This is a genomic window from Streptococcus sp. 2_1_36FAA (assembly GCF_000161955.2).
Taxonomy (GTDB): Bacteria; Bacillota; Bacilli; order Lactobacillales; family Streptococcaceae; genus Streptococcus; species Streptococcus gordonii.
The window spans coordinates 271539-296081 of sequence record NZ_KI391976.1 but is presented as its reverse complement, the minus strand read 5'-3'; the positions used below and the strand labels follow the sequence as shown (position 1 = coordinate 296081).

Annotated in this window: 19 protein-coding genes and 1 pseudogene; 14 read left to right on the top strand and 6 right to left on the bottom strand. The window is 40.5% G+C overall.

Annotated elements, in window-relative coordinates:
- The first annotated feature begins 76 nt into the window (after positions 1-76).
- A complete protein-coding gene (locus HMPREF0847_RS11475; RefSeq protein WP_008808335.1) occupies positions 77-688 on the top strand; it encodes a YSIRK-type signal peptide-containing protein in 612 nt (203 codons plus the stop codon).
- Complete coding sequence (locus HMPREF0847_RS09255) at positions 652-4560, top strand: SGO_0316/SGO_0317 family LPXTG-anchored serine peptidase (RefSeq protein ID WP_232205104.1); 3909 nt, start codon at positions 652-654, stop codon at positions 4558-4560. The genes HMPREF0847_RS11475 and HMPREF0847_RS09255 overlap by 37 nt, the downstream gene beginning before the upstream one ends.
- Before the next feature lie 91 nt (positions 4561-4651).
- Here the strand turns inward: HMPREF0847_RS09255 and HMPREF0847_RS09250 are convergent, their stop codons facing one another.
- The 4 genes from HMPREF0847_RS09250 to def all read right to left on the bottom strand — a co-directional run bounded on the left by HMPREF0847_RS09250 (position 4652) and on the right by def (position 7829).
- The gene (locus tag HMPREF0847_RS09250) at positions 4652-5068 is read right to left on the bottom strand and encodes a hypothetical protein (protein WP_008808337.1); all 417 of its coding nucleotides are present in this window, start codon (positions 5066-5068) and stop codon (positions 4652-4654) included.
- Positions 5049-5948 carry a phosphodiester glycosidase family protein gene (locus HMPREF0847_RS09245; RefSeq protein ID WP_008808338.1) on the bottom strand — a complete coding sequence of 300 codons (900 nt, stop codon included), beginning with the start codon at positions 5946-5948 and terminating at the stop codon, positions 5049-5051. Before HMPREF0847_RS09245 ends, HMPREF0847_RS09250 begins: the two co-directional genes overlap by 20 nt.
- On the bottom strand, positions 5945-6988 hold the full coding sequence (locus HMPREF0847_RS09240) for a bifunctional glycosyltransferase family 2/GtrA family protein (protein WP_008808339.1): 1044 nt from the start codon (positions 6986-6988) through the stop codon (positions 5945-5947). Before HMPREF0847_RS09240 ends, HMPREF0847_RS09245 begins: the two co-directional genes overlap by 4 nt.
- A gap of 226 nt (positions 6989-7214) precedes the next feature.
- Entirely contained in the window at positions 7215-7829 is a 615-nt protein-coding gene (def, locus tag HMPREF0847_RS09235; protein WP_008808340.1) for a peptide deformylase, read from the bottom strand.
- Between the two features lie 155 nt (positions 7830-7984).
- On the opposite strand from def, the gene HMPREF0847_RS09230 reads away from it, so the two are divergent.
- From HMPREF0847_RS09230 to HMPREF0847_RS09180, 11 genes and pseudogenes are all read left to right on the top strand, one after another.
- Complete coding sequence (locus HMPREF0847_RS09230) at positions 7985-9127, top strand: MFS transporter (protein WP_020992809.1); 1143 nt, start codon at positions 7985-7987, stop codon at positions 9125-9127.
- A 1-nt stretch (position 9128) separates the two neighbouring features.
- Positions 9129-9856: pseudogene (locus HMPREF0847_RS09225) on the top strand (pseudouridine synthase).
- Between the two features lie 472 nt (positions 9857-10328).
- Positions 10329-12110, top strand: coding sequence for a hypothetical protein (locus tag HMPREF0847_RS09220; protein ID WP_008808343.1), 1782 nt, complete (start codon positions 10329-10331; stop codon positions 12108-12110).
- Position 12111: 1 nt separating this feature from the next.
- Positions 12112-13011 carry a hypothetical protein gene (locus HMPREF0847_RS09215; protein ID WP_008808344.1) on the top strand — a complete coding sequence of 300 codons (900 nt, stop codon included), beginning with the start codon at positions 12112-12114 and terminating at the stop codon, positions 13009-13011.
- Between the two features lie 9 nt (positions 13012-13020).
- Positions 13021-14850, top strand: coding sequence for a DUF2194 domain-containing protein (locus tag HMPREF0847_RS09210; RefSeq protein ID WP_008808345.1), 1830 nt, complete (start codon positions 13021-13023; stop codon positions 14848-14850).
- Between the two features lie 20 nt (positions 14851-14870).
- Entirely contained in the window at positions 14871-16271 is a 1401-nt protein-coding gene (gene pelF / locus HMPREF0847_RS09205) for a GT4 family glycosyltransferase PelF (protein WP_008808346.1), read from the top strand.
- A complete protein-coding gene (gene pelG / locus HMPREF0847_RS09200) occupies positions 16271-17716 on the top strand; it encodes an exopolysaccharide Pel transporter PelG (protein ID WP_008808347.1) in 1446 nt (481 codons plus the stop codon). The genes pelF and pelG overlap by 1 nt, the downstream gene beginning before the upstream one ends.
- Positions 17709-19484, top strand: coding sequence for a CotH kinase family protein (locus HMPREF0847_RS09195; protein WP_008808348.1), 1776 nt, complete (start codon positions 17709-17711; stop codon positions 19482-19484). The genes pelG and HMPREF0847_RS09195 overlap by 8 nt, the downstream gene beginning before the upstream one ends.
- Entirely contained in the window at positions 19471-20205 is a 735-nt protein-coding gene (locus tag HMPREF0847_RS09190) for a polyphosphate polymerase domain-containing protein (protein WP_020992807.1), read from the top strand. The genes HMPREF0847_RS09195 and HMPREF0847_RS09190 overlap by 14 nt, the downstream gene beginning before the upstream one ends.
- An 18-nt stretch (positions 20206-20223) precedes the next feature.
- A complete protein-coding gene (locus tag HMPREF0847_RS09185; protein ID WP_008808350.1) occupies positions 20224-20895 on the top strand; it encodes a DUF4956 domain-containing protein in 672 nt (223 codons plus the stop codon).
- 16 nt (positions 20896-20911) lie between these two features.
- Positions 20912-22297 (top strand): DUF4832 domain-containing protein, encoded by a 1386-nt coding sequence (locus HMPREF0847_RS09180; RefSeq protein WP_008808351.1) that lies wholly within the window; start codon positions 20912-20914, stop codon positions 22295-22297.
- Between the two features lie 76 nt (positions 22298-22373).
- Here the strand turns inward: HMPREF0847_RS09180 and HMPREF0847_RS11470 are convergent, their stop codons facing one another.
- A complete protein-coding gene (locus HMPREF0847_RS11470; protein ID WP_185758058.1) occupies positions 22374-22526 on the bottom strand; it encodes a hypothetical protein in 153 nt (50 codons plus the stop codon).
- Here HMPREF0847_RS11470 and rpsO point away from each other — a divergent pair.
- Positions 22525-22794 carry a 30S ribosomal protein S15 gene (rpsO, locus tag HMPREF0847_RS09175; RefSeq protein WP_001018251.1) on the top strand — a complete coding sequence of 90 codons (270 nt, stop codon included), beginning with the start codon at positions 22525-22527 and terminating at the stop codon, positions 22792-22794. The two genes, HMPREF0847_RS11470 and rpsO, sit on opposite strands and share 2 nt — an antisense overlap.
- 804 nt (positions 22795-23598) lie before the next feature.
- On the opposite strand, the gene HMPREF0847_RS09170 is transcribed toward rpsO, so the two are convergent.
- Entirely contained in the window at positions 23599-24525 is a 927-nt protein-coding gene (locus HMPREF0847_RS09170) for an alpha/beta hydrolase family protein (RefSeq protein ID WP_008808353.1), read from the bottom strand.
- Positions 24526-24543 lie beyond the last annotated feature (18 nt).

The following is a 24543-nucleotide window of genomic DNA, read 5'->3' as shown; positions in this document are numbered from 1 at the left end:
AGATAGGTTAATAATTAGACAACAGCTGGAAGCAGTCAGGTTTGTTACTTCCAGCTTAAAAATAAAGGAGTTTTGTATGGAGTTTCACCGAAAACAACGTTTTTCAATTCGAAAGTATGCTATAGGGGTAGCATCTGTATTGATTGGACTGGCTCTTGTTGGACCAATGGTTGCGGCAGATACAGTAACCTCTGAAGAACAAGCCATTACAGCGTCTGCAGTGGATACTGCAAAGACGACGGAAGAAAATCATCCTGTCAAAGAGGAAGAAGTAAGAAAACCGGAAGAACCGTCTCTTCCTTCTACTCTTAACTCGGGTCAGACAGAAGGTATTCAGCCATCCGATAAGAGCAATGATCCTGTAAAAGAAAGTGGCAATGAGCCCGACAAGGTAAGTGCTGGAAAAGAAGCAGGAAGCAATGTCACTCCTGAATCTGAGAAGAAAAGTGAAAATGATCATAAGCAACCTATCCTTGAGACCACAAAGAAAGCCACTCAGGAAAATATAGAAGAAAAGTCCCATAAAAAAGTAGCTGAAGCTCCAAAAAATGAACTGGATGAAGCGACTCCTGTAGAAGCTCTTGTTCGCCTAAAGGAAGAAAAACACCTGGCGAAGCCCCTCTTACATCAGCTACGGACAAGGCTAGACGAATTGAGAAGACAAATCGGGAACACGAGGAATTTTTAAAAGAATTAGAAAGACAGTCCATTCGCTTTAAGAAACTATATGATATTAATCTTTTGTTTAGTGGACTTGCTTTAGAAACGACTTACGGAGATGCGAAGAAAATTCGAGGTTTGGCGCGTGTCGATGCTGTGGACTACGCTCCTCTTAGACGGACCAGAGTGGAAGAGCCGCAACCAGCTGTCTCTTCCCCAACCCCAAGTCCTGCCAAAGTTAGCGAAGAAAACAGTTTAATCAATTTACAACCGCTCTGGGATAAAGGGATTAAAGGTCAGGGTCAGGTTGTAGCTGTGATTGATTCAGGAGTTGATCCTGCCCACGACGCTTTTCGTTTAACGGACATCAGCAAGGCAAAATTCAAAAGTGAAGCTGATATTGAAGTAGCCAAGAAAAAGGCTGGTATTACCTATGGTAAGTGGTACAACAACAAAGTCGTCTATGTTCATAACTATAGTGATATGGATGATAATGTAAAAGAAGAAGATCCGATTTCACATGGTGCCCATGTGGCTGGAACTGCTGTAGGAAATGCTTCTCAACCATCTCCAAACGGGGAAATTTTCCGAGGGGTAGCTCCAGAAGCTCAGCTCATGTTTTTGCGCGTCTTTTCAGATACGAAAGGTGGACAAGTCCAAAACTTTATTTATACCAAGGCTGTGGAAGACGCTGTGAAGCTTGGGGCCGACACTATTAATATGAGTTTAGGAACTGCCTCAGGCTCCATCTATGATGTTGGAGAAATTACTCGTCAAGCCTTCGATGAAGCTCGCAAGGCAGGAGTGACCATTACTGTTGCTTCTACCAATATGGCGACCAATGGTTTTTGGCATAGTAAGCCACTTGCTACAACACCTGATTACGGAATGACAGGGACACCGTCGGTTAATCCAAATGTCATTTCTGTTGCTTCAATCAATAGCTTGACTAAACACGTTTCAACGGAAGCAAGCTTAACCATTAAGGAGCTAGTCGGTTCTACAGAATTCCCTGATGGTAAAATTCCAATGCATTCTTTTGTTGAACGAGATGGCTTCCGGACGACCATTCCACAAAATTATATCCATGTGGAAAATGGTGGGCTGGAAAACTATCAAGGAGATCAGATAAATGGCCGTTTGGTTTTGACTGAAAGAGGCGGTCAGGTCTCAGATGTTGAAAAAGTCAAACAGCTGAAAGCAGCTGGAGCGGCTGGAGTGGTCTTCTATCAGACAAAAGAGCAAGGAGAAAGGCCTGCTCCATTTGATCTAGAAGGTTTAGGGGAGCGTTTCCCTGTTGGGGTAATCGGCCACCGTGCAGGAGAGGTTTTGTCCCAGCACGCCAGTGATTACCAACTGAACATTGCCAACAAATTTAAGCGTGTACCGTATGAAGCTGCTAAACAGATGTCGGACTTTTCATCCTGGGGCTTATCAGTTGATGGTGACTTGAAGCCGGATGTGACCTTGCCAGGTGGAATGATTTACTCATCAGTTAATAACGGTGAATACTATATGGACAGAGGAACAAGTATGGCATCTCCTCATGCTGCTGGGGCAACAGCTTTGGTCAAGCAGTCTTTGAAAGAGCGCTTCCCTCATCTAACACCTGAACAACTCCAAATCCTCGTCAAGCAAATGACGATGAGTACAGCAGTTCCCCATGTGGATGAAGAAACCAAGGCTTATTCTTCTGTCCGTCAACAGGGGGCTGGAGTCATGGATGTGACAGCCGCTGCTCTAGGTGATTTATATGTCACTGCAAAAGGCGAAAAGAGTAGCTTGACCTTGGGAAATATCAAGGACACCTTCGAGTTTGATGTGACAGTTCATAATTTATCTGATCAGGAAAAGACGGTCACCTACGAAACAACTCTTCAGACGGATCAAGTTGAAGATGGGAAATTTACGCTCCACCCACGTCTTTTAGAGACCCTGACTGGTAAAGAAACTATCACTGTCCCAGCTCATGGTCAACGGACCATTCGTGTCTCAGTAGATGCTAGCAAGTATCAATCCGAGCTGAGCAAACAAATGCCAAATGGTTATTTTCTAGAAGGATTTTTCCTTGTTAAAGATGCTAAGAGTAACCAGCATTTGGTCAGTCTTCCTTATGTAGGTTTCCGAGGGGAATACCAAAATCTGCGAGGAATTGAAAAACCGATTTATGAATATACTGGCTCTGACAAACCTTTCTATTACTATAAGGACAAAACAGACTATCCAGATGGCAAGATTCCGGATGTGGAAGAACGGCATCCAGATAATCATTTTACATCCTTGATCAGCTATGTGTATGAAAACGGCGAATCTGTAGCTAAAACACTGGGACAGGATGGCGAAAAGTTTGATGGGGATCAACTCTACTTTTCACCAAATAACGATTCTAGTTTTGATAGTGTTAAGGTAAAAGCTGTTATGCTCCGCAATGTCGAAAATGTGCATCTGACAGTCTACAAGAAAGAAGACACAGAGAGAAAACAACCCATTTATGAGATCGGAAATGAAGTTCATAGAAAAACGCACTGGAGATACCGAAGCGGAAACAGAAGTGAAGAATTCTATGAAATTTCTTGGGAAGGTTTGGATAATGATGGGAATCGGCTTCCAGATGGCGAATATCAATTTGTCATTTCCTACCGTCCATCAGCCTCTGGTGCTAAGAAGCAGGAGTTGAATTTCAAAGTAAAAATTGATAATACAGCTCCAAGCATCGAGACGGGTAGCGCTCACTATGATCCTAAGACCAGAGTTTTCCGTCCTGGAAAGATTATCGAAACAGGAAGCGGAGTCGCAGGTACTTATCTGTCATACACTAAAGATGGAGAAACGCATGCCTTGACTCCAGAAGAAGATGGAAGCTATCTCATTCCTGAGGGAGTAGATCTTTCAACAGTTCGTTATTCGGTTTGGGATAAGGTATACAATACAGCTGAGCTAGACTTGCAAGGAAATAAAGTAGAGACTAGCGAAGACCTAACAGCTCAGGCAGCTTCGGTCGCTGAAGAGCCAACGTCAAGTCCAGAAAACAAAGAGACCCCTGACAAGGGGACCTTGGAGCTTGTCTTTACAGACAGTAGTGGAGAGGTAATTAATTATTATCCATCAATTGTGCGTTACCAAGTCTTTGATGATCAGGGGCGTGCTGTAACTGGTGAGTTTAATTCGGCCTATAATGGTGGTAGCTTCCCAGAGCTCCCATTTGGCACATATACAGTCAAGATTACTCTTTCTGATTACCATTATGATTGGGGAGCTGAGCTAGTGAAAAAAGTGACAGTTTCTGCTGAGGATCCTCATCCAAAAGTTACCTTTGCTTCGCACTACCTATCTGAGAATAAGCTGACAATAGGTTTTGACAAGCCAGTGCCAGAAGGAACTGTTGTGAAGACTATTGATGAGAAAGGGGTTATCCGTAAGCTTACTCATAGTATTTATGATCTTCTGAGTTTTGAAAGCATGCTGATGAATGGAAACTATCGTATTCATGTTGAGCTTCCAGCAGGATATCGTGCAACTGAAAATGACTTTATCTATGAAGTCACAAATAAGATTAATCGTTATGTTTTATCCTATCTGAAGGAGATGGTGATTCCGACGCCTGATCCAGATCGAGATAGTGGAATAATTGTAAAACCAGATAGGAAACCGGGAGTCCCAGCTCCTACAAATCCGGATAGTCGTCCTACTTTTGAAACAAATAAAGCGAGTGAAAAAGTTGCAACAGCTATGCCACTAACGATTAACTATAAAACAGCTTCTAGTAAGCAAGAAGAATCTGGTGTCCTTCCGAAGACAGGACAAGAGGACCAAACTTCTCTAGCACTCAGTCTCTTTGGAATAACTTCGCTAGCATTGGCCGGAATGGCCATTCACAAAAAGCGTGAAGAAAGCGAATAGTCTATAGGAGAATTAAAAATCTTTTAAGTTAGCTTACCTACATAAGAAACAACCGGAGTCTAAAATGACTCCGGTTGTTTTTGTTATTTATTTAATCAATAAGATTATTTTCTTCTGTCCAGACGCTTCTAGTAAATAATATTGAGAGTACAGCTAATACAAGAAAGGCGATGCTAGTATAGATATAGGGCTGATCCAGCGTTGTGGAACGTCCAGATAGATTAACAATGCCTCGGAAAAGGATGCCGGCAGTGAGGGTAGCGACTGCCGAGTTCCAGAGATTAAGACTGAGTCTTGAGAGGTTGGGAATGATCTTGAGTAGGATTAATAAGAGGAGGCCTCCAACCAAAGGAACTACATAAAGATAGTGCATGTAGGTAGAGGTTTCACCAAAGCTGAAAGGCTCATAGATACGGCTAAAGGCAAAGAAGAAAATACTTAAGAGAGTATAGACAAGAGCTGTCTTCTTGAAACGTTTTTTGCTTGGATTAGTAACCGATGTAGACAATGTCGCTCACCGCCCTTTCTGAAATATTCCCATTGGTCGTTGGTTTATTGATCACCTGACCGTTAAAGTAGAGTGTAGAAGATCCGCCACCGTCAAGGTTATAAGCAGTCTTGACGCCATAAGATTTCATGACCTCGGCTAACTCATAGAGGGATAGTCCCTGACTTTCTGAGGTTCGGCCATCTGATACAACAATGATATAGTGGTTTTCGTCGATAATACCGATGGCTGTACGTGGGTTGGAAGCCATGGATTGACCAACCTCAGAATTGGTATCAACGACAATCTCACCGTTTTCTACCACGGATGGACCAAAGGCTAGGAGGTTAACAACTCCGTCTTTCACCAGTTGATCGGCAGATATTTCATCCTCATAAATGATCTTAAAGGAGCCGTCCTTGTAAATCGCCAAATCACCATTGCTGGAGTCTTCTCGGACGGTATCACGGTAGACAACACCGTTGCGGATAACATAGCCAGTGGAATTAGCCCCGTAGTAGTCACCGTTGACCGCTAGAATAGCATTGTTGTTGGCAGCAGTGACAGAGGTTTTGGCAGTGACATTGGTTCCATATGTGTTTTGAGCCAGAGCAGTTTTTAAATATTCAGCAGAGCTGACGGTTATGTCAGCAATATAAACCTGGGTATTGCTGACTGTTTTCTCCGTCAGTGTAATGGAGATATTGTCATCACTATAGCTAGTATCAGACGTGCTGACATTGGTTGCAGTTGTACTGGTGCTACTACTTGTAGTATTGGCTTTAACAGTTGTGATGGACTCTGATAAGACAAAGGTTTTGAGCATAGAGTAGCTGAAAGATGCAGTCAACAATAAGCCAAAAAGACTAGCATAAACATAAGATTTTTTAAATAATTTCATGATACGGTGTGGGTCCTTTCTTTAAAAATAAACTTCTTTTGGATAAGCCAAGAGAGAGAAAATAGCAGAATGCCGACCAAAATCTTAACGAGTAGAAGGTTGATACCAAAGACGACGTAGAAGAGTCTGATAAGGAGTGTGTCTAATATAAACAAACCTAGAGCTAGGCCAAAGTAGCCACTTCCTGTTTTTGCAATGCTATCCTCATTTTTAAAGACGAGTTTTTTATTGGTTGAGTAATTAAAAATGGAGCTGGTGACGCGAGCGATCCCATTGGCTAGGAGAATACGCAGAGTTGTCGGAACAGCTACCAGGAAGAGTAGGGCGACAGCATAGACTAGATAGTCCACAATGAAGCTGCTTAGTGAAGATAAGGCAAATTTGAACATATCCTTGTAAATCATTAAGCCATCTTGAATGGGTCTGAAATGGGAAGTTTTATTATCATCAATGTAGACAGTCTCAATCGGAACTTCCACGATTGGATAAGTCTTACAAGCTTGCAGAAGCATATTCATTTCGTATTCATAGCGTTGGCCTTCAATTGAGAGCATAAATGGAAGCATATTGCTGGTAAAGGCACGAAGGCCAGTCTGGGTATCCGAAACAGCAACGCCGGTTTGTTGTTTAAAGAGCAGACGGGTCAGACTATTTCCGAATCGACTTCGTAGAGGGACCTTTCCGGTAAATGCTCGTGCCCCTAAGATTAACTTCTGAGGTTGCTCATGGGCGGCATTGGCAACACGCAGGATGTCCCAGAGCTTATGTTGACCATCTGCATCTGCTGTGACAATGACACCATAGCGACCTTGAGATTGAATATAGCGAAAAGCTGTCTTTAGGGCCTGTCCCTTGCCTTGGTTAAGAGAATGATGTAGGATAGTTGCATACGTTGCTGCTTGTTCAAAGACACGATTACATGAAGCAGAACTGCCGTCATTGATTACGATTACTTCAAAGTCACTCTTTTCACGAACTTTTTTTATTAAGCGAATGAGATTGTAATCTGGCTCATAAGCTGGAATAACGAGATAATCCATAAGCTGTACCTCTTTCTTAGATGTTTAATAGATAAGATACAGAACAGTATAAAGACGGCTCCTTAAAGCTAACTGATATCAGTTTTCTTTAAGTTTGGCTTAATATTTGTTTAAGGAAAAATGCTCGACAGACAAGAAAAAAGAGGGAGGCCAGACTGCTTGTTTAAACAGTTAGTCTGGTCTCACCTCGTTAAGAGACAGAAGGAAATTTTGCACCTCTGATCAATTATTCTAAGATTAACATACCTTCTTTAATGGCAAATGGGTCTGTCTCGTTGATCCGATCGTAGAACATGATACCGTTGATATGGTCAATTTCATGTTGGACAACGATAGCCTTGTAGCCCTTGAGTTTTACCCGATGCTTCTCACCATCTTTATCGAAGTAATCTACAGTGACCCGCGCATGTCGGACTACATAGCCAGGGACGTCGCGGTCGACTGATAGGCAACCCTCTCCATCAGCCAAAGCCGCATCTTGTACAGAATGGGCCACGATTTTAGGGTTGTACATGACTTCTTTTAAAGCATAAGCATCTTGGGGTGGATTGCCGTTTTCATCCTCAGGGTTAGGTAAGAGAACAGCGATGATACGTCGGGAAATATCAAGCTGCGGAGCAGCTAGTCCCACACCGCCACGCAATCCAAGTTTTTCAGCCATGACTGGATCTTGTGAGTTATGTAAGAACTGCATCATTTTTTCACCCAAAAGAATATCTTCGTCCGCTAAGGGAAAAGAAACTTCCTCAGCAACAGCGCGTAGGGTTGGATTTCCCTCGCGAATAATATCCTTCATATCAATCAAATGAGCTGGTTTAATAAGTTTTTCAATAACAGACATCTTCTCTTTCCTCGTTCTTTCTATAAGATACTATATCACAAAACAGACTAGAAATAAAGAAGACGACTTGATGATGAATTTTTCTAAATAAACGGATTGCGTCTTTGTGCAAAAAACTGTATGATACTAATAGTGTGTTATTGAAGGGAAAGAAAATGAAAAGAACAATGGAAAAAATCAGTATCCTGAGTCTATCTTTGGTACTGACAACCTCTTTTTCAATCTCCAGTGCCTTGCCGGCCATGTTTGATTTTTATAAGGACTACCCAGCTGATAAGGTTGAGCTTTTGGTGTCCCTGCCCTCTATAGGGATTATGGTCATGCTCTTGTTGAATGGACTGATTGAGCGTTTCTTATCTGAGAGGATCATGATTGTGACGGGTTTACTGATTATGTCTGCCTGCGCCTTTGTTCCCATTCTGAATCCATCCTATAATCTAGTCTTTCTTTCCCGTTTAATTTTTGGCTTGGGGACAGGCTTGATCAATGCCAAGGCTATTTCAATTATTAGCGAGCGTTACCAAGGTCATGAGCGCATACAGCTCTTAGGCTATAGAGGATCAGCAGAAGTAGTGGGGACAGCCCTTCTGACTCTGGCAGTCGGCCAACTTTTGCGCTTTGGCTGGACAGCAACCTTCCTTGTTTATACCTTCTGCTTTTTGGTTTTGGGACTTTTTCTTCTCTTTGTTCCTTATGAAAAAGGGGAAGTTCATCAACATAAGCAGGCCAAGAAAGAAAAAATGACAGCTGGTCAGTTCCGCTTCACCTTATTATCAGCTTTGGTGGCTGGGGTAATTGTACTCAGTAATACAGCCATCAACTTGCGCGTACCTAGTCTAGTGTTGTACCATCAAATAGGGACAGCGCAAACGGCCAGTTTGATTTTGAGTGCTATGCAGTTAATTGGAATTGTGGCTGGTGTTAGCTTTGCTCCTATGGTCGGAATTTTTAAGGACCGTTTACTGACGATTATTGGAATTTGTTTTGGCTTGAGCATGATTCTGATTGGTCTTTCCAGCAATATATGGCTGTTAGCTTTTAGTGCCCTTTTTGCAGGCTTTACCTACAGTATAACTCTGACGACCGTTTTTCATACAGTGTCAGAGAAGATTCCTCCTCATCTAATCAATCAGGCTGTTTCAATTACTGTTTTAGGTTGCAGTGGTGGTGCCTCTGTAACGACATTTATCCTTTCTTTGATTGGTCATCTATCTCAAGCTCCGCTTTTCATTTTCTCTGCTCTAGGGGTCATCATGATGATCATAGCAATGCTAAGTTACAATATCACAAAGGAATAATATGCGCCTAGATAAATTTTTGGTAGAAAATGGTCTTGGTTCACGAAGCCAAGTGAAGGAACTCTTGAAAAAGGTTTAGTTTTGGTCAATGGCAGAGCGGAAAAATCTCCCAAGACTCAGATTAACGAGACGGAAGATGAGGTTGTTGTTTCTGGCCAAAAGTTGACCTATGAAAAGTTTGTTTACTATCTTCTTAACAAACCCAAGGGATATATCTCAGCAACAGAGGACGAACGACATAAAACAGTTCTGGATTTATTGGATGAGACTGCTCTCCAAAAAGAAGTCTTTCCTGTTGGTCGCTTGGATATTGACACTCATGGTCTACTCCTTCTGACCAATAACGGTAAGCTAGCTCATGCCATGCTGTCACCCAAAAAACACGTTGAGAAAATCTACCGAGCTCAAGTAGCTGGCTTGATGAATCAATCAGATGTGGAGCAGTTTGCTAGAGGGATAGAGTTGAAAGACTTTACCTGTCAACCAGCCCAGCTCAAGATTTTAGAAGTAGATGAAGAAAAAGAGACCTCTCTCGTAGAAATCAGTCTAGCCGAAGGCAAGTTCCACCAAGTCAAGCGCATGGTGGCCGCCTGCGGAAAAGAAGTAACAGATCTTCAGAGACTCACGATGGGGCCTCTGCAATTGGATCCTGAGCTTGCCCTCGGAGAATGGCGCCGTTTAACGGAGGAAGAGCTAAAATCTTTGGAGAGATTTCAGGTAGAATTATAATGAATTTAATTTTATAATATTGTCGCACCTTCGAGGTTGGAATGAAAATCTGACTTCGAGGGTGTTTTTGATTTTCATAAATTTTTTAATATAGTGGGGACTTTCCAATTATTTGAGGATAAGAATTTTCTGTAAGATTAAGTCTGGATTTGAAACGGGTGAATAGTGTTCATTGATAACCTTTTTTGGTATAATGAAGGTGAATCTTTGAGCCCTTCTAATGTTTTTTTATGTTGCATTATGATCCTCGGAGATGTTTTTTTATATATAGCAAATGTTTGATCTGATTCTTAAATTTATAAAGTCATTGTTCTTTCTGTATTTTATGTAAATTACGGGGTGATATACTTGATATTTTTGCCAAAAAATTATATGATTTTAAACTGAGTGTGAAATAATACGATATATGAAAGTATTTTCGACCTAATTTTGTTCTTAAGGCGAACAAAGGATATAAAAAAAGGAGAGAAATGTGAAGACTTTACTATTCGGAAACACAGGTTACATAACTAAAGAGTTCATTGAGGAGGCTTTCCCCAATAGCGACGTCTATATTTTTGGAAAGACCAACTTAACTAGCCTAAAGCGAGTAACAGTTTTTAAGAAGACAGAAGCAATCGGAATCGCTGAAATCTTAGAAAATTATCGCTTCGATCAGATTTTGTATCTTTCAAATTTCTTGACCTATAAAAATCAACAGATTGGGGAATTGGAAAGACTACAGGATTTCTTAAAAAACACTTCTAAATTGACCTGGTCTAAGATTATCTATCTGACCGGACCAGAAATCATCAATCTGCCTCAGGATTTAGAAAGAGCAGCAGAAAATCTTTGCTTGCATTGGGCTCATACCTACAGTGGTTCTCTCAAGATTATTAGAAGTCCTTATGTTTATTCTGCAACTCAGCCAGAGGACTATTTCTACGGTTTAATGTCTAATATCCGACGCAATCAGCCAATTCGTTTCGATGAGCAGCCCGATGAAGTGGCAAACTTTATTAATTCAGAAGACTTAGCAGAACTTGTTTATAAAGTATTTAATAGTTGGACAGATGAGATTGAAGTTCTAACAATTCCTAGTCCGTTTCAGGATACTTTCCAGCAGTTGGCGACCAAGTTACAAAATTTAGAGCTCTCGCACAGTACGATTGGTTTCCAATCATCCAATAAGCTATCGCCTCTCTACCAAACAATGGACAAGAATAATCTGCGTGGTCGGTATGGTTGGTTTATCCATTATTCTATTTTGGATGATTTATCAGATCTTTATTGCCAATTTGCTTCTGAAAGTAAGCCTTTAAGACGGCTTGAATTTCGCGGTTTGAAGAAAAATATCTATAGACTGCGGGGTCATAATGATTTTCAAAAAACAGCAGAGATTTTACTGGCCTTTCTCTTGTCAGAAGTCCTCAGCTTTATCGTTGCAAGATTTAATCAGCTAGGAATGATTGATGTGCGCCTCTTGTTTGTAACCTTAATTAGTACTATTTTTGGAACAGTATATGGCGTCTTTGCTGGTGTTTTATCTGTTTTAGGCTTATTTGTAACAAGCATAGCAGCAGGTAATAAGTGGCAATCAATTGTATATAACACTGATAGATGGCTCCCGTTTGCCGCTTATATCTTCGTGGCTCTTATTTGTGGTATTATCCAGATGAAATACCAAGATGAGAAGGAATTGCTGGAAAAAGAAAATCAGTTATTGAACGAGCAAAATGACTTTTTGACTCTTTCATATGAAGATGCCGCTCATGATCGAGATGCACTAGTTCAAAAAGTAGTGAGCAGTAGCAATGGCAATAGTCAACTATACGCTGTTCACAAACGTTTAAATAAGAAAACAGTTGAAGAAGTGATTGCTGAAGCTGAAAAAATCATTGGAGAAGAATTTTCAACTGATGAAGTTCATTTTTATCCTTTGTCTCCTTTTTCTAACTTTAAGATAGAGCTCTATCCTCAGTTGAAAGAAGGTTTGGAAAAAGAAGCGGTTTGGATTAACAAAAAAATGCTTCCAGACTATCCTGTTTTTGCAGTAGAAATGAAAAGTGCTTCTGGGCTTCATTATCTGATATGGGTCGACGAAGTTTCTTATGATCAATTGACTTTCTCAAAACTTCATTTCCTACAGATGGTAAGTGAACTGACAGCGTCTATGGTAGACAAGGCCGGTTATTATCAAGTCTTCTCTAGCATGAATAAAGATTCTGGCCTGACCACGCATAGCAGTCCCGGCGAAATGAGGCAAGGAAACTAAAATGGAATGGATGATTACTAGTTTTTGTGTCTTTTTAGACCTAGCTTTATGCCTGCATTCGTTTATCTTATTAAAAACAAAACGGATGCAGCTGCCTCTCTTTTACATAGTCTTTCCTATTGCTCTACCCTTTTTAGGTTATATCTTACTTTGGGGCTTGAATCGTTCTATTCAAAAGGATGAATCTGACCTTTCGCTGGTTCAAGGTGATTTCGAAGAATGGTTTGATGTAGATGACACACAGAAAATGAGCAGGGTTGAAAGTGCCTATGATCACGTTGAAGAAATTATTCCTCTAGAAGAAGCTCTTGTCTTACAAGACAAAGAAGTTTCTCGGTGGATGTTGATGGAGATAGTCAGTCGGGCTCCTGCTAAGTTCATTGACTTATTGTTCCTGGCTCGTCAGGATGAGGATACAGAGGTTGTGCATTACGCAACGACCTTGATTGCAGAAATATCTCGACAATATGATATCCGTCTACAGACACTGGATAAAAAGCACCAGGAAAATCCGTCGGATTACCGGACTCTAGCAGAATACTGTGCAGTTTTAGCAGCATACCTGCAAAAGAATCTAGTGACTAAGCGGATGGAAGAGGTCTTGCGGAAAGATTATTCCCATCTCTTAGAAAAGAAACTTCAACAAAAAGAGCAACTTTCTGATTATGTGAAATTGATAGAGAATGAACTCTTGTTGAAGCGATATGAAAGTGTTGAAAAATACTTGAATACTATTTCTCAAAAATGGCCTCAACAAGAAGAGATTTATATGCTCTATCTCAGATATTATTTTGAAACGAGACAGGGAGAAAGGTTAGAAGAATTGGTAGAAGCTATCAAAAATGGTTCTATTTATATTTCTAAAGCGAATCGAGAACGCCTAGCTTTCTGGCAATCGTAGGTTTTTAAGATGACAAAGAAAAAAAGAAAAATCTTATATTCAAAAGAATCCATTATTGTAATTGTAATCTTTCTTTTGTTATCTGCAGTTTTGTGGATTCAAAAGAGTGGTGAACAATATACAGTTAATCCTGAAAAAAACATTTATCTAAAAAATACCCCTTCGTCTAATGCTGTATTTGACAGCTTAGCTCAGGATAATCTGGTTCTTTATGATGAAAACAATGATACAAGTCGAAGGGCAAAAGAGCAATTTACTCAGATTCTCAAAGATATGAGAATGGGGTACCGCTTGGTTGATATTTCAAAAGAGACGATTCCTAGTTTTTCTGATTATAAAAAAGTCGTTGTGCTTCTGAGCGATTTGGAAGGCTTGGGAGACAAGGCGCTTGAGATGGTGGATTGGGTTGAGCAGGGAGGAAATGTTCTCTTTGCTGTAACACTCTCCAAGGACAGCAAACTAACAGAAATCGAACAAAAATTAGGCGTTTCAAGTTCTAGTTTTGAAAATGCCTATGTTAAGAAAATTTATATTGATAAAGACTTTATGATTGGTGGTGGGAAAAGCTATGCCATTGACGGCGCTTTCCATTCTGCTTGGTCAGTTACGCTATCATCTGATGCCAAAGTTCACGCCTGGACAGATGATGAGGCAAAAACTCCTTTGGTCTGGGAAAAGAAACATGGTCAAGGGAAGTTTGTAGTTGATAATTTTGGCATTTATGAAAGAGCAGTACGTGGCCTCTATGCAGCTTCCTATAGCTTGATGACGTCCGCGACAGCTTATCCAGTTATTAATGGGACAACTTTTTACCTAGATGACTTCCCATCTCCAGTCCCTGCAGGAGATGCGACTTATATTAAACGTGACTATAACATGAGCATCTCAGACTTTTATACCAATATCTGGTGGCCTGATTTGTTGAAGCTGGCTGAAACTTATGGAATTAAGTATACAGGCGGGGTCATCGAAAATTATGAGGATGACACATCAGGAAATGTTCATAGCCAAAAAGACGTAGACCGATTTAAATATTTTGGTAAGTCGCTTTTGGCTAATGGAGGCGAGATCAGTTACCATGGTTATAATCACCAACCTTTAACGCCTAAGGGAGTTGACTATGGTGATGAATTCCCAACCTATAAAACTTGGAAAGATAAGAAAGCTATGGCTTCTGCAATCAGTGAATTGCTTCGCTTTACGAAGGAACTCTTTCCAAAGGGAGAAAAGTCGATTTATATCCCGCCTTCAAACGTTCTATCTAAAGAAGGAAGGGAAGTTCTACGAGAAAAATTCCCAGAAATCAAGAGTATTGCTAGTAACTATTTCCCAGGCAAATTCACCTATTCCCAGGAATTTGAAGTGGCAGATGACGGTATGATTGAACAACCCCGGATTGTTTCGGGTGCTTCATGGGATGCCTATTCAAAATTGACCGTATTTTCTGAGTTAAACATGCACTATGTCACTACTCATTTCCTTCATCCTGACGATGTCATGGATGAAGATCGAGGTGCGAAACTAGGATGGCCCAAACTCTATAAAGATTTCCAAAGTGAAATTGAGAGCCTGTACAAAGTTGTTCCAAATATTCGACGTCTGACAGGTTCTGAAATGGCTGGAGCAGTTCAACGCTATGCCATCTTAACCATAAATCAGAATCGAACAGATACAGGCCTAGAGCTAGAACTTGGAAACTTCCATAATCAAGCTTATGTAATGATTCGATTAAACGAGGGCGAGCCTGGAAAAGTCAAGGGTGGCAAACTCGAACATTTAACAGGTAATCTCTATCTGCTGGAGGCAACATCAGCGAAAGTATCTATTGAGGTCAAATAAACATAGAAGAGAAAAGAAAAATGAGAATTTGTTTGGTTTTAGAAGGTTCTTATCCCTATGTTCACGGAGGTGTATCTACTTGGATGCATCAGTATATCACCGAGATGAAAGAACACGAGTTTATCGTATGGGTGATAGGGGCGAACGAGGAAAAAAAAGGACAATTCGTCTACGAATTTCCTCCTAATGTAGTAGAAGTTCGAGAGGTTTTCCTAGATAGTCTAGCTGGATCAGAAGTAGGGAATAAGGAATCTGGAGAATTGACGGATGCAGAATACGAAGCCCTAAAACAATTAGTTTTTTGCGCAAAACCAGATTGGTCTTTGATTTTTAACTTGCTTCAAGACGGAAAAATCCAGCGGGATAGCTTCTTAGCTAGCGAAGAGTTTTTCCAAATGATCCAGCAATTGTGTACGGAAAGATACGCCATGCAACCGATGTCAGATGTGTTTCATACCATCCGCTCCATGCTTTTTCCACTTTTGACCCTTTTATCTAGTGATATTCCGATTGCAGATGCTTATCATGCAATTTCGACAGGATATGGTGGCATCTTGGCCACACTAGCGAGCGTTCGGACAAAGAAACCCCTTCTTTTGACTGAACATGGGATTTATACTCGGGAGCGTGAGGAAGAGATCATCCGAGCAGATTGGATTTTGCCGTCCATGCGAAAACAATGGATTGACTTTTTCTATACTCTCTCAGATGCCGTCTATTCAAAAGCAGACTGTATTACCAGCCTTTTTTCAAAAGCTAGAGAAATTCAGATAGAAATGGGTTGTGATCCAGAAAAGTGTCGAGTCATTTCAAATGGAATTGACTACGAAGCTTTTTCAACAATTCCTCATGAGGGGGATGGCTTTATCAACATTGGTGCAGCGGTCCGAATGGCTCCAATCAAGGATATTAAAACCATGATTTATGCCTTTTATGAAGTATCCGCCCAAATGCCTAATGTGCGTCTCTATGTTATGGGAGGTGTAGATGATAAAGCGTATGCCAATGAATGTTATGATCTAGTTCGAAAATTGAAGTTAGATAACCTGATTTTTACTGGTCGAGTTGACATCAAAGAATACCTAAAAAGAATGGACTTTATGATTTTAACCAGTATTTCTGAAGGACAGCCACTTTCTGTTTTAGAAGCAATGGCAGCTGGAAAAGCATGTGTAACGACAGACGTTGGTTGCTGTAGAGAATTGCTGGAGGGAAGAGAAGACGATAATTTAGGACCAGCAGGGTATTGTGTCCCCCCTACTGATCTAAGTGGCCTAGCTGATGCTATGCTACGGATGGCTTCTGTGGAAGAAGAAAGGCTGGTGATGGGGAAAACTGCTAAAAAACGAGCCGAGCTATATTACCAATATGATCAAATGATTGACCAATATAGACAAATGTATAAGGAGTATGTGAAGTAATGGCAGGATTGGGATTTGAACTAAGAAAGGTATATAATAAGGGAAGCTTCCTGGCCAAGCAAAAAGCATATGGCTATGCAGGCATTATTTATGTTGGACCAATGATTCTTGGGATTTTACTGATTCTTGCAGTTGTCTATCTTAGTGTTTTTGGTCGTTTTGGCAACAGTGAACGCGACCATCTGTTGGGGTTGATTTCCTACTCAATCCTAGCTTCCTTAGCCATTACCAATATTTTTTCTATGGTTGTGACCCGCTATGTCTCAGATATGCTTTATGAAGAAAAATTTGAAAAAATTCTGCCTTCTTACTTTTCTTCTGGTGCCATGATGTTGGGGATTGGCTTTGTGTCTTACGGCTTGTTCTTATTCTTATCAGGCATTCCCTTGCTGGAGATTGTTTTAAACTTGCTACTGTTTAGTGAATTATGCTTGATTTGGCATGCAGTCAATTACCTAACAGCGGTTAAAGACTATCGCAGTATCTTAAAAACATTTGCAATGGCGATCCTGATTACGCTTGGAGCAGGATTCCTCGCTTTATCCTTGTCGATCCCTTATGGTTTGCTTCTGAGTACCTGTATCGCTTATGCATATATCCTAATTCAAATGATTCGCATAATGTATCGGTATTTTCCGAAAAGCTATGAGGCCAATTTCGAGTTTCTGATCTGGTTTGATGAATATTTCAATCTTTTTAAGGTTGGAATCTATCTTTTTATTGGGCTCTTTGCTCATATTGTGATTAACTGGTTCGGACCATTGAGCAAAGGGATTGGAGGGCTTTTTCGTACGGCTCCTGTCTATGATGTGTCAGCTATGTTAGCCTATCTCGTAACCTTGGTGTCAACTGTGAGCTTTGTGGTTTCGGTAGAAGTTGTATTTTATCCGAAATTTAGGAAATATTATCAGCTGTACGATGGGGTCGGAAGTGTTGATAAAATCAACCAGACGGAAGTGGATATGCTTCGGACTCTCCGAAATGAACTGAAATATTTATCTTGGAAACAACTCTTAGCAACCTTGCTCGCGATGTTTGTGGGGATAGTTTTGTTGGGGGTTCTACCCCTAGGCTTCAATAGTCAGATGAAAGGTTATTTTCAGACACTTTGTTTGGGCTACGGGCTTTATGCCGTAGGAAATGTTAACTTACTCTTACTTCTTTATTTCGTAGACTATGAGGGTGCTAAGGATTGTGCCAAATGGTTTGCAGGAATTTCAGTAATCTTTAGTATTCTGACTCAGTTTATGGATACATCTTTTATCGGTTATGGCTTTTTATTAGCTTCACTAATACTTTATTTAACAACAAGTGCTCGGTTGACTGAATATACCAAAGACCTTCCTTACCGTGTTTTAGGAAGTCAGGATGTCGTTTCACGTGAAGAAGTGGGATTCTTCACTAAGCTGTATAATACGTTGGAAGCGAGGAGAAATGATGAATAATAAATGGGGTAAGTTCTTATTAGTCTTTGGCTTAATGTCCCTCGCCTTTATTCTTTTAGCAGTTTTTGATAACACAGGAAATACTGGAAAAGACAAAGTGACCCAAAAGGTGAAGAAGGAAAAGGTGCAAAATATTAATGACTTGCATCTTTATGACAAAGAAACCTTGTATAACCAAGGGGATCCGGATGTGATTACCATGTATTTGACTGTTAGACGGGGTAATACAGTCGAAAACACCAATCATTCTTGGAGTGAAGTCAACCAATATTCAGCTTACGACTATGAAAAAATGGGTGTGAAACGCTATCAAGTCGAAGGTCTCCTTCAAGTGGGCAATGAAAAAGGACCTGAGTCAGGACAGTTCGGTTTTGGAGAAGAAGTTCCCAATGCTACGGTTCAGATCCGTGGGCAAAGCTCTAGTAGAGCCAGTCAAAAGAATTATAAGGTTGAGATAAAAAGGAGCAAGGGAAGATGGGAAGGCCAACGGACCATTAACCTAAATAAGCATCCCTATGACTATCTGCGTTTCCGTAATAAGCTAGCTTTTAAGCTAATAGAAGGAATTCCGCAAATTGTAGGACTACGAACCCAATTTATCCATCTCTATGTCAAAGATGAGACAGGAGAAGAATCGAAGGGGTTTGAAGATTACGGCATCTACACGCAAGTTGAACAGTTAAACAAGACGGCTCTTGAAGCTCATGGTCTTGACCAAAGTGGCCATCTCTATAAGATTAATAATTTCGAATTCTACAGAGAGCCTGATGCTATTCGAAAAGAAGATGATCCTCAATTTGATAAGAAAAAATTCGAGTCTCGTTTAGAGGTTAAAGGAGACAAGGACCATACCAAACTGATTGATATGTTGGATAAACTAAACGATGAGTCAGTCTCAAGTGATGAGTTCCTAGAAAAATATTTTGATGCGCAAAATGTCCAGTACTGGATGGCCTTTCAGATTTTGATGGGTAATATTGACAGTCAAAACCGGAATATGTTCCTCTACAGTCCAAAGAATGGGACACGCTGGTATATCTTACCTTGGGACTTGGACGATTCCCTACACAAAAGTGAGTATGCAATTCGTAAGCCAGATGCATTGGGAGAAAATAGTTGGCAATACGGAGTCAGCAACTACTGGGGAAATCACTTGTTCCAACGCTTGCTCAAATCAGAAAGATTCAGAACCGGTTTGGAAAGAACAGTTGATGAGTTATATAAAAATCAGCTGAAACCAGAAAATATTGGCGATTTGAGTAAAAATTATGCTAAAATAGTAAAACCATATCTGTCTCGTATGCCAGATTTGGGTCATTTATATTTTAATGAAGACCAGTATAATCAAGTTTTGGATGCTCTACCAAAAGAAGTAGAGGAAAATTATCATGGTTATAAGAAGAGTCTGCAATCGCCTCAGCCATTCTACATTGACCAACCTAAAGTAGAAGGAAAGAAACTTGTTTTAAGATGGCTACCATCTTATGATTTTAATAATCAAGAGATTACCTATCACGTAGAACTTGCCAAGGATCCAAGCTTCAAAGAAAAAATACTAGATAAGAAGGGGATCAAGGAGCTCAGCATTAAGACAGACCGTTTACCTAAGGGGCAATACTTTATCCGAATTTTCGCTACAAATGAAACAGGCAATTCACAAGCGGCCTTTGACTACTATCGGACAGACACTACCAAACAATTTGGTGTCTCAGGCTTCTATGTAATGGAAGATGGGGGAATCAAGGTTGACACTTATGAAAACAGATAAAAAGGAGCAGTTTCGCCATGAAGCGAAATATCTCATCGGTTTAAAAGAAAAAGCCTTACTGACCCAACGGTTTGAGTCTATTCTAAATTTGGATAGACATGCTCAAAACGGAGGGTACACCATTCGCAGTCTTTATTTTGACGATTACTGGAATAGTAGTTACGAGGAAAAGGCTGCAGGGATTTTGATGCGAAAGAAATATCGAATTAGAATTTATAATTTTAGCGATCGTAGCATCAAGTTGGAAAGAAAGAAAAAGTTTGAAAATTATATCTATAAGGAAGCAGCACCTTTAACACGAGAAGAGGTGGAAAAAATTATTGAAGGCGACTATGGGTTTCTACTCCATAGTCCCCACCCTCTTTGTCGGGAATTTTATTTTGAATGTGTGACAAATGTTATGCGTCCCCGTGTAATTGTTGACTACGAGCGGGAACCGTGGGTTTACGATGCAGGGACAGTACGCTTGACCTTTGATTCAAATGTTCGAGCAGCTGTTGGTAGCTATGATATATTTGACCCGAACTTACCGACTATTCCAGTTCTTCCGGAAGGCAAGTTGGTCTTTGAGGTGAAATATACAGAGATGCAACCGCAGATTATCAAAGATATTATTCCCCCCGGAGCTTCAGAGTTTATCGCGGTATCAAAATACGTTCTTTGCTATGAAAAGACAAGATATTTGCATGATTTTGAGTACTGGTTTGACACAGATTATTAGGAGAGATAGGAGAAAAGAATGAGTGTTCAAGATATGATTAAAAAATCAATATTAAAATCAGAGAATTTTACTTCCCAAAATGCTGTAAAAATTCTTGCCACTCTTTTATTAGCAATCGCATTAGGAGCTTTTATTTACTTTGTTTATCAGCGATTTTTCACTGGAGTTGTCTATTCAAGAAGTTTTGCCATGACCTTGATTGGGATGTCTATCCTAACAGCCATGGTTACTTTAGCAATTAGTACCAACGTTGTTATCTCTTTGGGGATGGTCGGTGCCCTTTCCATTGTGCGTTATCGGACGGCTGTGAAAGACCCCATGGACCTGCTTTATTTGTTCTGGGCAATCACTACGGGAATCACAGTTGGAGCGGGAATGTATATCCTAGCTATTGTGACAGCGGTTGTTATTTTTGCAATGCTACTCATTTTTAGTCGGATGCAGCACCAAGGTAAGGTCTTCATTCTCATTATTCATTACCAAGGAGATGAAACAGGAGACCGCATCATCCAATCTTTTGGTAAGATCAAGTACTTTGTGAAATCCAAGACCCTTCGTGGAGATGCTGTTGAAATGGCAGTTGAAGTCCTCTGTAAAAAAGACGATTTCACATTTGTAGAACGCATTCGGAATATTGAACAGGTTTCAGACGTGACCCTTATCCAATATAACGGTGAGTATCACGGATAGCATGATTGGAAATGGAATGAATAAAAAGTTGCGATACAGTTTAATTATTTTAGTAGTAGCCACGATTTTTGGTAGTTTTTTCTTAAGTTCCTTGAATAATAAAAAACAAGCAAACCGTACTTTTACCTACTCTGAAGAGGCAATTCCAAATCCCTTGATGGGCTATGCACCATCCGCAGAGGAATCGGAGCTTTCGGACGATGTTCAACTGGTATATATGGATGTCACTTGGAAAGAATTGGAAGCCCAAAAGGGTGTATATGATTGGGACAAGATAGAAGAAAGCAACCAGATGGAACGCTGGAAAAAGGAAGGAAAGTACATTGTTCTACGCTTTGTCTTAGACTATCCTTCTGATACTTCTCATGAAGATATTCCTTCTTGGCTCATAAAAGAAATGTCTGATCCAGGGGACCGTTATGAGTCTGACTATGGAAAAGGCTTTTCTCCTAATTATTCAGATAAAACCTTGATTTCTTATTATCAAAAAGCTGTTGCTGCCATGGGAGAGCGCTGGGCTAAAAGTGGGCAAATTGCCTTTATTCAGCTTGGAGTTCTCGGACATTGGGGAGAATGGCACGTCAATGATGAGGTAAACATCAGAAAATTACCAGAAGCAGCAATCCGTGAAAAATTTATCACTCCATGGATTCAATCTTTTCCCAAAGCCAATATTTTAATGCGTCGTCCTTTTGTGGCTGCGAAGAAGCATGGCTTCGGCCTTTATAATGATATGGTAGGAGAGAAAGAAAGCACTAAGGTTTGGCTGGATTGGATAAAATCTGGTGGCGACTATGACCAGGAAGAAGCGAAGGATGGCCTTGTAGCGATGCCTGACGCCTGGCAAACTGCACCGATTGGTGGTGAGTTTACTAGTGCAGTGAGCATGAAAAACATTCTCAAGAATAATTTAGAACAAACGATTAAAGAAGTTCAACAATCGCATACAAGCTTCTTGGGACCTAAGATTGCTGAGGTACTTGATGAGAAGGATGATACGGGCTATAACGAAGTCTTGAAAAACATGGGTTATAGATTCTGGGTTCCTTCAGCGTCCTTGAAGTCACAAGGTGATGAAACCAAGCTTACTCTTACTTTAGCAAACAAAGGAGTGGCTCCTTTTTATCGGAATTGGGACACTAAGATTTATGTTCTTGATAAATCAGGGGAGATTGTAGAAACTAAGAAACTTTCTCTTGATTTGACCAAGCTTCTGCCAGATAAAGAGGAAGAGCTTGAAGTCTCACTTTCAACTTCTAATCTGATGAGTAAGGATAAGGGCTATAAGGTTGCTATAGGAATTATCTCTCCTTTAACAAACCAGCCATCTATTCGTTTTGCAAATGAAGGTCAAGAAGACCAGACTGTTCTGACTCTATATGATGCTGCAACTGATGAATAAAAAAAGAAGTGCTCTGCCTATTGCAGCACTTCTTTTTTAGCTAATTTCCGGGAACTATGTGACTAAGGTTGATTAATCAATGACCAAGACGATTTAAAGTAGGATGATTTGACAAAGCTGGTCCTTCTTGGTAGAATAAGAATGTCGTAAAGACAAATAACTTCTTCTTGGTTGCAGGCCATGCCAAACCTGCCACTCGGATGAAGCGTAAAGAAAAGGAGTATATCATGGCAATCTCAAAAGAGAAAAAAAATGAAATCATTGCACAATATGCGCGTCACGAAGGTGATACAGGTTCAGTAGAGGTTCAAGTTGCTGTCCTTACTTGGGAAATCAACCACCTTAACGAACACATCAAACAACACAAAAAAGACCACGCTACTTACCGTGGATTGATGAAGAAAATCGGTCGCCGTCGTAACTTGCTTGCATACTTGCGTAAAAACGACGTTAACCGTTACCGTGAGTTGATCAACTCTCTAGGACTTCGTCGTTAATTCAAGATACAAAGGCCGTCAAAAGCACAAAGCAAAAATAGGAAAATTGACGAAGAAACTTCAGTTTCGAGGAGATTATATCTTTTTTGCCAAGTGCTTAGGCCGTGTTCAATTGAGCACATCTTGATAATGAAGCTACTCTAAATTGGGTAGCTTTTTTCATGGATTTTAACCCGAGCTCAAATTGGCTCTCTGACTTCAGGGAGCTTTTTCTGTTCCGTCACCTTACCTTGATATACTCAAGTATTATCTTCGGTTACGGTTCCTAGCACTGTAAGGTAAAATAAACCAGAATGATCTCCCTTCGGGGAGATTTTTTTTCACTAAAATTTTCGTACAATCTTCGACTCGTCGCCTAGTCTATAAACGTTTTATCCAGCAAGAATCATGATGTCAAGGGCGTTAAAAATCCGTATGAACATAGGGAAACGACACCGTGTTCGATGAACACAAGGAGTTTCATCTTTTTCACTAGGATTTTAGCCCGAGCTCAAAATGGCTCTCTGGATTCAGAGGGCTTTTTTGTTTTATCAACTCATTTAGGGCGTGTACAATTGAGCATATCTTGATAATGAAGATACTCTAAATTGGGTAGCTTTTTTCATGGGTTTTAACCCGAGCTCAAAAAAATATTCTCATTTTATGCGCGTTTTTTGTTAATCTTTTCTATAAATTACTTAGTCCTTTGTTAGCCTATATTGATTGGCTTAAATACCAGTGTTTTTCTATCATCAGCCGACATTTCTTGTTTTTCTAAATAAAAAGCTCTTCTAGGATTTTAGAAGAACTTTTTTATAAGAAGATTTACTCTTTCAAGAATTTTTGGATTGCTGGAGCGGCAGTGATAGCAAATCTTTCGTCAATGCCATGCTCTCCACCTTCTACAGTGACCAGCTTAGCATTTGGAATGGTCTGACTGGCTTCGACCGCATACTGGTAGGGAACGACTGCATCATCAGTGCCATGGATAATCAGAGTTGGAGCTGTAATTTTGGCCAGCTCAGATTGGATATCGATACCTAAAGCATCAATTAGATAAATCTTCCCTAGAGTAACATTGTGGTGTGTCAGGCTATCGGGAAGTTGATCGAAGTCTGGACTCCCTAGCTCACGATAGGTCTCCTTGGCATCGTCAAAAAGAACGAAAGCTGGAAAGATAAGCAGGAGTTTGTATACGCGGTCCGGATAAGCAGCTGCGTAGAGACTAGCAACGACACCGCCTTGGCTGGCACCGAATAAGCTCATTTTGCTCTTATCTACAAAGGTCTCGGAACGAAGTTTTTCCATGACTTGGGTCAAGTCTGTGAGTTCGGTCTTGACCGACATATCCAGCATATCTTGTCCGCCACTTTTAGAATGATGGCTGCCTCCGTAGAAATCAAAGCTGTAAACCAGATAACCTTGCTTTGCCAGCAGCTGGCTGTACATTTCATATTGCTCAAGGGTATTGTTAAACCCGTGTGCGATGACAATGGTCGGCAATTTTTTTCTCTTGTAGTCAGAAGGAGCAGTAATCTTTCCGTAGAGCTGCTTGTCGTCGTATGAAATACTGTACTCTTCGGACACGATGTCTTCTGTCGGAGTCGGTTGATTGTCGATTTTCTCGCTAGAAGCTGTCTGTGTGGTTTCTGGCTTAGGAGGGGTAGGATTTGATTTGGTTTGGGAATGCCAGAAGAAAAGAACCAGTCCAGCCAAGCTCAAGGCTGCTAAGAAAGCCCAAATATACTTCATAGTTCTCTCCTTTCAGTA